This is a genomic window from Megamonas hypermegale (assembly GCF_900187035.1).
In the GTDB taxonomy this organism is placed as follows: Bacteria; Bacillota; Negativicutes; order Selenomonadales; family Selenomonadaceae; genus Megamonas; species Megamonas hypermegale.
In genome coordinates this window covers 190,729-205,318 of sequence record NZ_LT906446.1, presented here as the reverse complement: position 1 = coordinate 205,318, position 14,590 = coordinate 190,729, and the positions used below count along the sequence as shown (strand labels likewise).

Genomic DNA, 14,590 nt, shown 5'->3' with positions numbered 1-14,590 from the left:
ATATATAAACCTCTTTTCCTATTTAACAAAATCTGCTAGAATTTTCTTCGCCAATTTCGTATTGAGTTCATGACCTGACTTCACAGCAATAACATGTGCTTTTAACACACCAGCTAATCTTAAATCACCGATAATATCTAATATCTTATGACGAACTAATTCATCAGCATATCTTAATTTATTCATCCAGCCTTCATCATTGTACACAATTACATTTTCTAAATTTCCACCAAGACCAAGACCCATCTTATGTAGTGCCTCTACTTCTTTTTCATAAGCAATTGTTCTAGCTGGTGCAATTTCTTGTTTATATGCATCTATATCAAATGTAAAATCATAATATTGCGTACCAATAAGTGGATGAGGGTTTAATGACGTAAAACTTACACGAAAACCATCATATGGCACAACCATAACAAAACGCTCTTTATCATCTATACGATATACTTTTTTTATGACAATTTCTTGACGCATTTTATCTTGTTCAACACTGCCAGCTTCAGACAATAATTTAACAAAAACTTCTGACGCTCCATCAACTACTGGAGGTTCTTCATTATCTAGTTCAATATAACAATTATCTATATCACTAGCAAATAATGCTGACATTAAATGCTCTATCGTAAAAACTTTTATTTCTCCATCGCCAATAGTAGTAGCTCTAAGTGTAGAAGTAACATTACTTGCTATTGCTTTTATCCGAGGTTTATTTGGTAAATCCGTTCTAATAAATACTATCCCCGTATCTACTGGAGCCGGACTTAACTTCATCTTAACTTCTGCTCCTGAATGAAGTCCTATCCCCGAATACATAATTTCTCGGGCAATAGTTTTTTGTTTATTCATAGCCGTCCTCCTAAAATTATATATACTTATTTTACAAGACAAAGCCTTTTACTGCAAGTTATTTGCTTCTTTTTTCTTGCGTTCAGCATATTTCCATCTATCATGGAGCCAAAACCATTCTTCTGGATAACGTTTTATATGTTCTTCAACCATTTTCGTCAAATCATACATTGTATTATATATATCTTGTTTTTTATCTTTTGTTCTCATTGTAAAGACCGGCTCGCCTATTGTCAAAATATGATGACCTGGTCTATCCTGTGTAATAAAAGCTGGTAATATTGGGGCATTTTTAAAACGACTCATAACAGCTGGTCCTTGTACACAAGACGCTTCATAACCAAAAACAGGCATCATTATACCAGTTGAGCCACCATCTTGGTCCATGATAAGACCAATAAAATACTTTTTACTGAGCATTTTCATCATATCTTTAATATCCAATTTATCAGTAATATGCATACCAGTAAAAGCTCTACAATAATTAATAAATTGATTTACTTGTTCATTTCGCTGATGTTGTGCTACGCCTGCTATTTTCATACCTTTATGTGTAAGTGCAGCGCCTATGATTTCCCAATTGCCACTATGTGCTGTGGCAATAACACCCCCCACATCACATTCCATAGCTTTTTTTATATTTTCTTCACCAATAATAGTTACATATTTCTCAATATCGCGACAAATTACTTTAAAACGTAATACTTCCATCACCATTGGACCAAAACGAGTCCATGATTTTTTAGCAATTTGATTTGCTCTCACTTCATCAACTTTTAAACAACGTTTAATATTATTTACAGCCATAACTTTACGCTTTTTAGGCACTAAATACCAAGTTAAATTACCTATAATTTTCCCGATAAAACGAGTAAAACCTTCTGGTAATACGCAACAAATATTACTCAATAAGACTAAACTATGATATAGCATTCCTCAACCTCCTTTCCTTTAAAAAAAGTAGCAAAGTCAAAGCTTTGCTACTTGAAAGTACTATTAGTCTTTTTTTTCTTCTAACGCTTTCAAGCGTCTTTCCAATAATTTTAACTTTTTCACCATATCTGGCAAATGAGCCTCACTTGCCTTAATGCGCAACCATTCTTGATGTGAACGTGCTGGAAAACCTGCATAAACTGAATTTTCCGGTACATCAGCGATAAGACCTGTTCTAGCTGCCATTACTGAATTACTGCCAACTTTAATATGTCCTTTTGAACCAACTTGACCTGCAAATGTTACATTATGTCCTACTATCGTTGAACCTGCAAGTCCTGTCTGCGCTACTACTAAGCAATTTTCTCCCAAAACACAATTATGACCAATATGAATTAAATTATCCATCTTAGTCCCTTTGCCAATTATAGTTGAACTTGTTGTAGCTCTATCAATTGATACATTGCAACCAATTTCTACATCATCTTCAATGATTACATTACCAACTTGTGGAACTTTTGTATGTTTTCCATCTCTAGTAATAAAACCAAAACCATCTGCACCTATTACAGTATTATCATGAATAATTACATTTTTACCAACTACACAAAATTCGCGAACACTCACCCCAGCATGTAATTCAGTATTATTTCCAACCTTAGCATATTGTCCAATATACACATTAGGATAAATTATTACATCATCGCCAATTTGAGCATTATCATCAATATAAGCAAAATCCATAATAGTTACATTTTTACCTATTTGAACATTATTTCCCAAATGTGCTCTATCACTAATCTTATGTTCTATTTTTAACTCAGGCTTAAATATATTTAATAATATATTAAAAGCTGCTCGTGGATTTTTTACCTTAATACTAGTTTTATTAAATCCTTCTACATCTTCTTGAATAATTACAGCTGCCGCATTACAAGATATAGCTTCTTCTAAATGCGGGTCTACTGCAAAGGTAACTTCATTAGGTCCTGCTAAATCAATACCTGTTGCTCCTGTAATTATCAAATTTTCATCATATTGCCCCTGTAACTTTCCATTAACTAATTTGGCAATTTCTGCTAAAGTCTTCTGCATAACATTACCCTCTTTTATTGCAATTTTTGAATAACTTCATCAGTTATATCAATACCACCTTGAACAACAAAATCTTTCTTTTCTATTTGCATACCATTGCTACGAACAAGTGATTTTGGTACTACAGCAGACAATTCTTTTTCTGTTGAAACTTCTGCTAATACTTTATCCATAGTATTTTTTAATTGTGATTGATATTGCATGCTAAGACCTTGATATTGACGCTGAATATCCGCTTGAGCTTTCTTGAAATCCTCTTCACTCATAGATGCTTTGTTATTATAAAGGTCTTGTTCTTTCGTCTCTAATTCTTTATTTTTAGCATCGATATTATCTCTAATAGTTTTTATTTGTGGAGCTTCGTTCATTACTCTTTCTGCATCAACGTAGCCTAGTTTTGTTTCATTACCACAACCTACCATGAATACACTCATTAAAGCCATAACTACTGCTACTAATGTCAATTTTATTTTCATTGTTAAGCATCGTCCTTTCACTCATTACTATCATCAGTATTATCTAATTTATCATTTTGCAACGCTTTTTCTCTGTCAGAGCGCAATAAAGTCAATATATCATCTGTTATATCAATCGCATCTACTCCAACAACCATACCATTTAAAACATTATTATCAAAATTTAAGCTATCAGCATTGCCTAAAAAATTATCACTAAAAGGTACATTCGCAACAACTAATTTTAAATGTTTTTGTATGGCAACTTTAGCTGCTTTACTTGAAATATCTTTTAAAATACTTTTTTTCAATAATTCAATTTCATTATTTTTTGTATGCAATAAAATTATTAATCGCTCACTATCTTTTTTGCGAGCTTGTAACATGTTTAACCTGTCTTGCATATACTGATTATTTCGTTGTTGTTCTTGAGCAATTCTTTGCTGCGAATCTTCAACATCAGCTTGATGCTGTTTTAAATTATTAAGTCCTAATTGTTTTTCACGTTCAGCTCTCCATGCCATAAGCTCATTTGCTACACGTAAATTAAATTGCTGTTCTATTTGAAAAACTGCTTTACCACGTTCAACCTTTAAGCGTTCCATTTCATCTAATAATTCATCTTGTTGTTCTTTGTTCAATCTAAGATTTTTAGCATTATCTAATTTAAGTGTACAATTTAAAATTTCATTGGTGTATTTATCAGTTATTTCTTTAATTGCTGCATTTTTTTCTTCAGCTAAATTAGCTCTAATTTCATTTTCCTTTACAGCTGTTTCTTCTTTTATTTGCTGTCTTAAATTAATATCTCGTAAATTATCTTGTTGGTCTACTACATTCTCAAAAACATTTGGTGCTGGATTAACTTCCGGCGGTTCAAGTGAAGCAGTATCTGTTGCATAAGATTTTAACTTCTCTAAAATCAGAAATTTTTCAGCTTGTAACTGTAATAATTTATTATAATTAACGTGCTCTGGCATCAATTTATCTACATCAACTACAGCTATAGCAGATGTAACACCGTCTATGGGCTGAGGAGTTTTTGCATTTTTATGCCAGATATAATAACCTATACCAATCATAATTAAAAGTAAACAAACTATGCCACCAATAGCTACATTGCGTTTATTATATGCTTGTTTTGCTTCCTTCTCTTGCATAAAATTCCTCCCTTATTAAAATACCGAGCTAAAAAATGCTCGGTATTTTAACTAATCAGCCATTATAACTTATTATTGAGCAGTATTTGTCGCATCTCCACTTGTTTCAGTTGTAGCACTATTTTCGTTAGTTGCTGTAGAATCTGTTGTAGCAGTATCAGCTGTAGCATCACTAGTAGTAGTAGTATCGCCTTCAGCTTGAAGTTTTTGTAACACTTCCTGTGTGATATCTTGTCCGCCATATAATACATTATTTTTATCTAAAACTACATTAATACCACGGGAATCTGCAACACTTTGTACTTGAGTTTCAATGCTTGTACGAATTGGGTCAAGCAATTCTTTTTGTTTATCCTGCATTTCTTTTTGTTTTTGTTCAATAAATTGTTGTTGTTGTTCTGGTGTCATGCTACCTGCTTGTTGAGAAAATTCTTCTTGCACTTGTTTTGCAGCATCTTCATATTTTTCACGAGCAGCTTGCATACCTGGATGTTGTGAAATAAGTTGTGAATAATCCACTATACCTACATTAGATGAAGAAGCTCCTGCCATGCCTGATTGATACTGTGATACACCTAAAGCTACAATACTAAAAATAAATACTGCTGCTATAATTACACTAATAATTTTTACTTGTTTCTTTTGAAAGTTTATCAACGTTATCTTCTCCCTTTAAAAACACATTATTTAATATTGTATAAAATCATATTTTAATACAATATATATTTATTTTATATTTTTCACCCTAATAGGCGAAATTTTAGAAAGAACCACCTACTGTAAAGTGTAAACGGCCACCATCTTCGCCCCAACCATAGTCTAAGCGAACTGCACCAATTGGTGTTTGAACCTGCATACCAATACCTGCACTAGTATGAAGTGTAAGGTCATCTTCAACATCATTCCAAGGGCCCCAAGATTTGCCACCCCAAGCATCACCAACATCGGTGAATATTGCACCTTGTACTTTGTCTGCAAGTGGGAAGCGATATTCTACAGTACCCATAATCATTTTATTACCGCTGAACTGGTCATCTCGATAGCCACGGACTGAATTTTGTCCGCCTACTTCAAATACTGCATTTTCTGGTAAATCGTCATTTGAATATCCAACGCTACCACGGATTGCTATAACTTGTGCATGACCTACTTTATAATATTTTTGTCCACTGAGTGTTAATTTTGTATAATCAAAATCGCCACCCAAACCAGCATATTCAACGCCTATGCTAGTGCGAGAACCTTCTGTTGGGAAGTAAATATTATCTCTTGTATCTCTGATTTGTGTCGCAATAATACTTCTTGTTTCACCAAAATTATTATCACGCCATTCAGCATATTGTGGTGTACTTCTATCATATGGACCACTTTCATGACCACGATATTCTGTTTTATTAATTCTAAAACCTAAGAAGTTTGTAGTGTATTCATTTATTGGGCGACCGAAATTGAGTTCATATCCTTCATTCTTTTTATTATATGTTTCAATATCGTCACCGTCATTATTATAATCGTCATATTCATATTTACGATTATAAATACGGAATGTTCCACTTGTTTCTTTTTCATCAAGCCATGGTTTTGTATAGGAAATACTATAACCACTGTCATCACCGTCATCGCCACCAAATTCATACATGGCTTTAACAGAATCACCAGTACCTCTAAAGTTAGTATCGCCAATGCTAACCATACCTAAGAGACCATCTTGACTGCTATAGCCCGCACCAATACCAAATGAACCAGTACGTTTTTCAACTACAGTCAATTCCATAATAATATTATCTGGATCTTGCTGACCTGGTAAAAGTTTTACACTTACATCTTCAAAAAAGCCTAAATTGTATACACGTTGCATACTGCGACGAGCTTTTTCTGAATTGAATACTTCACCTGGTTTCATACGCATTTCACGTGTGATTACATAATCTTTTGTTTTATCGTTGCCTTTTACAGCATATCCTTCTAATATACCTTCATTAAATTGTAAACTTAAATTACCACTTTCATCAATAGAAATATCTTTTAATTTTGCTAAAATATATCCATTTTGACGATAAGCAGTTTCAATATTTGCTAAATCTATATTTAATTGTCTTAAATTTAAGATTTCTCCTGTTTTTACATTTAACATGCTTTTAATTTGTTCTGTAGAATAAACACGATTACCAGTTATTTCAACAGAGCGTAATACTGGATTTTCCATTACATGATATGTAATTTTAACCCCTTCTGGAACAACTTCAAAAGATGGATAGTTATCATAAAAATATCCCATATTATAAATAGCTGCACGGTCTTGTTCAATATTTTTCATATCAAATTTATCGCCAGCTTTTATTTTTAAAACAGATAAAACATCTTCTTTAGGAACAATATCTGCACCAACAACATCTACACTAACAATAGTTTTTTCTGCATAAGCTGATACAGAATCTTTAATAGTTTCTTCAGTTGGTCGTTGTTCTTTCCATTGGTTCATTTTAGCAATAGCTGCTTCATCATGGACTTTATCTTTACTGTCTTTAACTTCTGCACTATTTTGCTTATCCGGAGTAGTTTGTACTGTTATATTTTTATCGCTTTTAACATTAGCATCAATAACAGCATTTTCCATAGTTTCATCCACTTTTTCATTAACTTCGTCTTTTGTCATTTTTTCAGACGAAATTATATTTTCCATTACTGGATGATTTTCTGTAACATTTGGTTCAATGCTACTAGCAGCGCTACAATTATTAAAACCTAAAAAACCAAAGTTTGCCATAGTTAAAGCACAAACTAATAACTTATAATTTTTCCTTTTCAAAAAAAATAACCTCCTTATTAAGGTATATACATATCATTGTAATTTTAGCATAAGTTACGGAAAAAAAGTATCTAATCTCTAAAAATTTTACAATACCCAATAAATTTCTTTTAAGATATTGGGTATTGTAACAAATAAATATTAAAAATCAATTAAAAGCTCCATTGCATTTCTAATTTTATATTATATCCTCCATCTTCCCATTCAGTAACTACACCTAAATTACTATTAATATAATATTGTAGACCTATTCTATTTAAATCATAATTTATACCCTTTGTATATTTAAGCATTAAATCATCAGATAAATATTTTCCTATCTCAATATTATATACTTCACCATCATCTGTATCAAATCGTCTTTTTTGACTATCTGATAAAGTATCACGTGAAATTCTAAATTCATCTAAGTTTAATACATTGCGCAGGGTTCCTTCTAACTCATTTAAGAAGCTCATCTGTAAACCAACTGTAGCAAAAGAAGCCAAATCTTCTTCTGTAATTTCACCAGAATTATTATCATAATCCGTGCGGAATGCCAATAATTTTAAAATTTCAGCTTCACTCATCGGTGGGTCAGATTGTAAATGTGTTGTAAGCCCTTTGTCTAAAGCACCTTTTACTGAAACAAATACCATAGTTCTATCTAAACGAGTTGTTGCTAAGAAATCAATACTTGGGAAAAATGAATCAACTTGATTAAATATTACATTTCCCTCATTAATCTTAAAAATAGTTTTCAAAACATTAATAGTACCATTTCTAGCATGCAATGAACCAGAAGAATTTGGATGTTGTGTAGTTCCTTTTATGCTAAAAGCACCTTCTATATATAAATCATATAAAAGTGGGTCATACGCATGCACATTATTACCTACATTTACATTTATATCCAATGCCATTAATGGCAACGGTGTATCTGATGTTTCAGGTATTGGTGGTGTCGATATCGTAATATCATTGAAATCTATATTTGCCGTTAATTTAGGTACTATCCTATGACCACCATATATTGCTGCTTCATTAAGCTGAATATTACCATTTAACGGACCTGTATAAAAATCAGATACTACATCCAGATGATTTAAATCCAAATTAAAATTATAATTTGTCAAACCACTACTACCGATATTAGCTGTACCCGCTAAATTATATGAACCATTACCCATAACGCCATTAAATTGATTAATTGTCATTAAATTACGATTAAAATTAATATCCATATTCATATTTTGTAATGGACTATCAATAAAAGTAAATTTAATAGCGCTATCTTTCATTGATATATTTCCTTGAAAATCAGGATTAGCAACAGTACCTTTAATTTCTAAATTACCATCTATATTACCCATTGACCATTCAACGTATGGCGTAAATGATGGCAAAATATTTAAATCAGTATTTTCTAGGTATACTTTTAAATTCATACTATCACTAAGACTATTTTCATCTCGTTTAGTCATATCAAGCGCTGCAAGTGGTATAGTTCCTTCAGCTTTTATAGCGCAATCGCCTTTACTTATAGTTGCCTGATTGATATTTATTATATCATCTTTTAAATTAGCCATAAAATATGCATTATCAAATTGAGAACCATCACCTTGTACTGAAATCGTAGCATCAGCCGTAGGAGAATTTAATGTTCCTGCTAATTGGATATCTGTATTCATCACACCATTTATTTTTACATCTAAATCACATAAATGAGTTAATAAATTTATATCCATATTACTAGCAGAAATTCGACCATCTAATGTTTCATTAACTAAATCAACACTACCAATTGCTGCTACTTTACCTTCGCCTTGTTCTCCATAGAAGCGATTTATTTTAGCTACTTTATTTTCTAATTGAGCGTCAATTTCAATATTATTGAGTGGATAATCCTTCAATTTTCCTTCTGGCATATTACCTTTTAAATCAATATGAGGATTTTCATACGTTCCTGACAAATTAGCTTGACCATTAAATTTACCATTAAGCACATTATTTTTTAAATTAGCCATAGCCATTGCCGAATTTATATCAGCTTGAATGATAGATGCTTTACCTTGAACTTCTTTGGTGTTCAAATTAACTTGTCCATCAAAATCAAATTCACCATCATTTTGCTTAAAGGCAAATTTTTCTAACGTTAAAATACGATTACTCAATTTTAATCGTCCATAAACATCATCAATTTGTTCTCCATTCAAAATAATATCATCAGCTGTTAAAATACCATCAAAATTTAAACTGCCAACTTTACCACTTAAAACACCATCGAAACTTGCTTTACCTGACGCTGGATATGGTAAATCCACTTGTAATTTATCAATTAATATCTCATCTGCTTTAAATTTAAAATTAAGCGTTTGGTCGCTACTAATTGTACCATCGAGATTAGCTTTTATAAACGGTGATATGATTATAAAATTCTTCAAATAAGTATCACCATTTACATATTCATACGTACCATTTACTTCTGTAAGTAAAATACCATTTATACTACCTTCATAAAAATGTAAATTACCTTCTGCTTTAATATCCTCTAAATTACCTGTTAAGTGCAATGTATTGTCTACATTACCTGTGAGTTTTAAATCTGGCATAACGGCAGCAACTAGATTTTCCGCACGAGCTTTGTTCGTAACGACTGTCATATCTATGACTTTCTTACCTTTAAAGCCTAAAATACCATTTGCCTCATGTGTAACTTCACCATTATTGATAAATTGACATGTATCTACTCGCATACCATCCAAATTACCAATTGCTGAAACAAGTAACGAATTAAATGGTTGTTTGAAAACTGCTCCATCTTGTGCCATTAAATCTATTTTTAAAACTGGATTATCTGTTTTTCCTTTTAAACGGCCACTGAAATTAGCTGTACCTTGCAAATCTAATTGTCCTACAAAATCTTGCGCTAAACTTAAATCAATACCTGAAGCATAAAAATCTGCATCTATCTCATCTTTAATTAAACCGCCTTTAACAGCTATTCGTCCACCGTTAGCAAATGAAGCCGTCATAGCATCAACTTGTAATTTATCATCTTCTTTATAAAATGAGGCTTCTATCTGCTCAATTGGGATTGATTGATAACTGCCATTATCAACTTCCAAACGACCACTTAAATTAAGCCCAGCAAAATCAATACCTTGTCCCTTAAAATCGCCTCTCATCATGGCTGTTCCTGTTATTCCATTCATTTCAGGGAAATATGATTGCAACATTGCCAAATTTATATTACTAGCTCTAAATGAACCTTTATACGATAAAGTATCTAAATCACATTGACCAGAAGCCCATAACCACCCATCTGCTACATCAGCTCTTAAATCATCGATAAAAATTTGATTTTGTGCATATCTAACACTTGCATCTAAATTTTTAATATCTATACCATAAGCATTGATTATATCAGCTTTAATTTCTGCACCGACTTTAAGTTCATCCAATTTACCATATGCAGCAGCAATTAAAGATACATCTCCACTAACAGGTGAATTATCTATGAACATAGCTGGATTAAAAGCTTTACTTTCTACTATTAAGCGAAGTTCTGGTTCTTTCATATAATTCAAAACTTTACCATGAACTGACGCAATCTGTTGCTTAGCTTCACCTCTTACAAATAACTGTAAATCTTCTCTATCGAGCAAAACAAGTCCTGTAATATTTTCTATATTTTGTCCTAATACTTCACAAGAGCCATCTTTAAAATTAATAGCGCCATTTAAAACATATCCACCTTTAAAATCTGATGTTATATGAATATTAGCTTTTGGCACATATCCACTTTTTATATTAACATTTCCTAATTGTTCTTCTGGTATAAATGATATATAATCCATGATATCTAAATTTTCAGCAACTACTTCTAAATTTAAATTATCATTCATGGCTGCTATACCATTAACTTTTATATCAGCATTGTTATTTTTTAAAGAGCCATCTACTTCTATTGCATTTAAATCAGCACAATCGGCTGTCATATTAATATCTTCTAATGTTATCTGTTTTCCTGCCGTACGTACAGTAAGTTCTCCATCTAAAAGCTCTACTTTTCCTTTAAAATCCACCGGTTCACTAGAATCTGTATTTAATAAATCTTCTATATTCCATTTGCCATCGTCCCGTTGTTCCAACAATATTTTAGGAGTTTGAATATCCACATTACTTATTCCTGCCAAAGGTGATTGTGTTATTATATCCCACAAATTAACAGAAATTGTAACTTTATCTGCCTTAGCAATCAACTCATCTTGTTTATCATAGATTTCAATATCATTTACAACGGCCGAATTTACAGATTCAACTTCAATCGTTTCCATTTTAATTTTATTTCCTAATAATGACTCTATCTGTCCTGAAACGATTTGTGCTGTTTGATGTTTAAACTGCGAAGAATTTATGATAAAAAAAGCTGTTACTGCCAAACATAAAATAGCAGCTATGCTAATACCAAAAATTATTATGGATTTTTTCTTCATAAATTCTCACACTCCTAAATCAATTAAAAAATTTTTTCAAATATTCATTACTCATTATCGATACATATCACCATATATTAATAAACTTAATAAACGGGAACGATTTATTTATCTGTTCCCGTTTTTAATTTATTCTATTGCTTAGTATACCATGAATTTTCTTCTTAGAAAATATCAATATGTTTTAGCAGCTACTGCCTGTACATCTAAGTCCACTGGCATACCCATAGCTTTATCAAGTTGCGCTTTACTTATATTATAATCATATAAAGCTTGTACATAATTTGTTTTTGCTGTTGTGAGTGCTACACTTGCATCCATTACATCAATGTTAGTTCCAACACCAGCACTATAACGAACTTGTGCAATTTGATAATCTTCTGTTGCTTGGTTTACTGCTACACTTGTTGTCTTTATATTTTTTTCAGCAGCCAACAAACTCAAATATGCTTGATGTACTTCTAACTGAATACCTTCTCGTACATATTGCGCATTTTCTTGTGCTTTATAAAGTGCAGATTCTGCTTGTTTTACTTGTGCTTTTGTCACATTATTATCAAAAATATTCCAGTTTGCTCTAACACCTACTTGTGCCTGTTCACCAAAATTATCTTTAAATGCATCATCGCCATCAATCGTATAACTTGTATATGCTTCTACCTGTGGTGAATTGCCTGCTTTAGCCATATCAACATTAGCTTGAGCCTGTTCCACAGCTTTAATTGCTGCTACTCCATCTGGTCTATTAGCCATCGCAGTATCTACACATTCCTCAAAATTTAAATCATATTTTATATATTTTAATTCATCTTTAATATTCAATTTAGTTTGAATAGGTAAACCTATAATATTATTTAAAGATGACATGGATAAATCATAATTGTTTTCCGCAGTAACTAAACTTTGCTGTGCATTTGCAAGTTCTGTCTGAGAGCGCAATACATCAGATTTAGCTACAGTACCAGCTGCATATCTTGCACTTACTACATTTAAATGTTCTTGTAACTGATTTACAGTTTCTTTATTTACGCCAACTAAATTGCGATTTTGTAAAATACTATAATAGCCTTCTGTTGTATTTAATTTAACTTGTTGTTTTGTATTTTCTAAGTTTAAATCACTGATATCCACGCCAATTTCATTAGCTTTAATATTATTTTCTAACTGTCCACCAGTATAAAGTGGGATGGCAGCTTCTAAAACATTGCCATATGAAGAATCTCTATTATTTGTTGGCACATTAAAAGAAGAACCTGCTACAGCAGCTGCTGTACCCTGCCAACTGATATTAAAACCTTTTTTGCCTTTTGCTTCCTTTAATGCCCAGCGTGCTGTATCTGTATCATAATAAGATTGTTTAATTGTACGGTTATTTTCCAGAGCCATTTGTACACTGCTATCCAAAGTTAAATCTACTACCTCTTCAGCACTGACAGCTCCTGCACTCATAAAAAACAAAGAACCGCTCAATAATACAGCTGTTATCGTTTTATTTAAATATTTCTTGCTCATTTAAAATATCACTCCCAAAATTAAAATTCTTGTCTTAAGCCTAAATAAGCGGCTCTATCATCTGAATTATTTATATCTTTTATTTGACCTATTAAATAAGTATCATCTGCCAATTCATATTGACCACGCAGTTTTACTCTTAAGTCATCTGGGTCATATGCATCTACAGAAAACTGAGTTTTATCACTCGTTTTAAAATCGACACCTACACCCACTTTATCATCAATTAAACCACCTCTACCAGTAACAATGCCATTGCCTGTGCCAACTTGTAAATTGGTTCCACTATCATCACCACCAATATCATCAACACCAAGAAGTAAGAATGAATTAGGGTCACTATAAATCCTTACATCAGCATTAACTGCCCAATCTGACTCACCACCACTATAAAGTGCATCCACACCGGTTTTTACTTCGATATTAGAAACTTTATTCATCATTTTATCAGCTCTAGTGGATATATCATTAGCATTATTTATTATGTTGCGCAGATTTTGAGCTGTCGCTGGGTCAGCAATTACAGGTTCCATATTTTCTGCCATTTTTCTAACACTTTCGCTAGTAGCTGATAAATTAGCTATAGCAGCTTTCATATTTTCAGCAGTCTGTCCATCTCCAGAAAAATCTTGGAGCATTTTATCTATTTCATCAGCTGCACTAGACATGCTCGCTGACATTGCTGACAAATTTTTAATCATTTTATCAATATCATCTTGATTATTAACAGCTAAATTTGCCATAACTTGCATAAGTTCATTCATATTGCCAGTTAATTTATTTAAATTAACTGCTGTTTGTATCAAAGAATCTTGAACATTTTTATTGCCCAAAATCGTATTCATTGATTTTATCAATTCTTTAACATCATCTAATGTAGTTCCAGCTTGTGATAATAAATAATCAAGCCCTTTTTCATCTACACCTTCTACAGACTCTCCACCTACTAAATAAACACCTGATGGAGTCTGTGGTGGCATTATACTGATGAATTTTTCACCCATTAAGCCATCGCTGTTTATCGTAAACAATGAATCCTTAGCTATTTTAATATCACCCTTTACTTTTACTGTCACCTTTGCTTTATCTTTATACGCTTCGATGGACTGGACTCTACCAACATTAATACCAGCATAACTAACGCCAGCTCCAGGTTTAAGTCCTGTTACCTGATTAAAAGTAATATCAAAACTATAATCATCTTGCTTAGCAGGATTAAATCCACTTAAATACAGCACAATACCGATTAAAAGAGCTAAGCCAATAACAGTAAAAGTACCTACCTTAGCCTCATTGGACATA

At 32.2% G+C, this 14,590-nt stretch carries 10 protein-coding genes; all 10 read right to left on the bottom strand.

Annotated elements, in window-relative coordinates:
* Window positions 1–18 precede the first annotated feature (18 nt).
* The gene (gene lpxC, locus CKV65_RS00970) at window positions 19–846 is read right to left on the bottom strand and encodes a UDP-3-O-acyl-N-acetylglucosamine deacetylase (protein WP_027890151.1); all 828 of its coding nucleotides are present in this window, start codon (window positions 844–846) and stop codon (window positions 19–21) included.
* A 48-nt stretch (window positions 847–894) separates the two neighbouring features.
* Entirely contained in the window at window positions 895–1,779 is an 885-nt protein-coding gene (locus tag CKV65_RS00965) for a lysophospholipid acyltransferase family protein (protein WP_027890152.1), read from the bottom strand.
* 63 nt (window positions 1,780–1,842) lie between these two features.
* Window positions 1,843–2,874, bottom strand: coding sequence for a UDP-3-O-(3-hydroxymyristoyl)glucosamine N-acyltransferase (lpxD, locus tag CKV65_RS00960; protein ID WP_027890153.1), 1,032 nt, complete (start codon window positions 2,872–2,874; stop codon window positions 1,843–1,845).
* Window positions 2,875–2,888: 14 nt separating this feature from the next.
* Entirely contained in the window at window positions 2,889–3,350 is a 462-nt protein-coding gene (locus CKV65_RS00955; RefSeq protein WP_027890154.1) for an OmpH/Skp family outer membrane protein, read from the bottom strand.
* 17 nt (window positions 3,351–3,367) lie between these two features.
* Window positions 3,368–4,489, bottom strand: coding sequence for a hypothetical protein (locus CKV65_RS00950; protein WP_071601711.1), 1,122 nt, complete (start codon window positions 4,487–4,489; stop codon window positions 3,368–3,370).
* A gap of 72 nt (window positions 4,490–4,561) precedes the next feature.
* A complete protein-coding gene (locus CKV65_RS00945; RefSeq protein ID WP_051177610.1) occupies window positions 4,562–5,146 on the bottom strand; it encodes an OmpH/Skp family outer membrane protein in 585 nt (194 codons plus the stop codon).
* A 103-nt stretch (window positions 5,147–5,249) separates the two neighbouring features.
* Window positions 5,250–7,298 (bottom strand): BamA/OMP85 family outer membrane protein, encoded by a 2,049-nt coding sequence (locus tag CKV65_RS00940; protein ID WP_027890155.1) that lies wholly within the window; start codon window positions 7,296–7,298, stop codon window positions 5,250–5,252.
* A gap of 152 nt (window positions 7,299–7,450) precedes the next feature.
* Complete coding sequence (locus CKV65_RS00935) at window positions 7,451–11,776, bottom strand: translocation/assembly module TamB domain-containing protein (protein ID WP_027890156.1); 4,326 nt, start codon at window positions 11,774–11,776, stop codon at window positions 7,451–7,453.
* A gap of 174 nt (window positions 11,777–11,950) precedes the next feature.
* The gene (locus CKV65_RS00930) at window positions 11,951–13,288 is read right to left on the bottom strand and encodes a TolC family protein (RefSeq protein ID WP_027890157.1); all 1,338 of its coding nucleotides are present in this window, start codon (window positions 13,286–13,288) and stop codon (window positions 11,951–11,953) included.
* Window positions 13,289–13,308: 20 nt separating this feature from the next.
* The gene (locus tag CKV65_RS00925) at window positions 13,309–14,589 is read right to left on the bottom strand and encodes an MlaD family protein (protein ID WP_027890158.1); all 1,281 of its coding nucleotides are present in this window, start codon (window positions 14,587–14,589) and stop codon (window positions 13,309–13,311) included.
* Between the last annotated feature and the right edge of the window lies 1 nt (window position 14,590).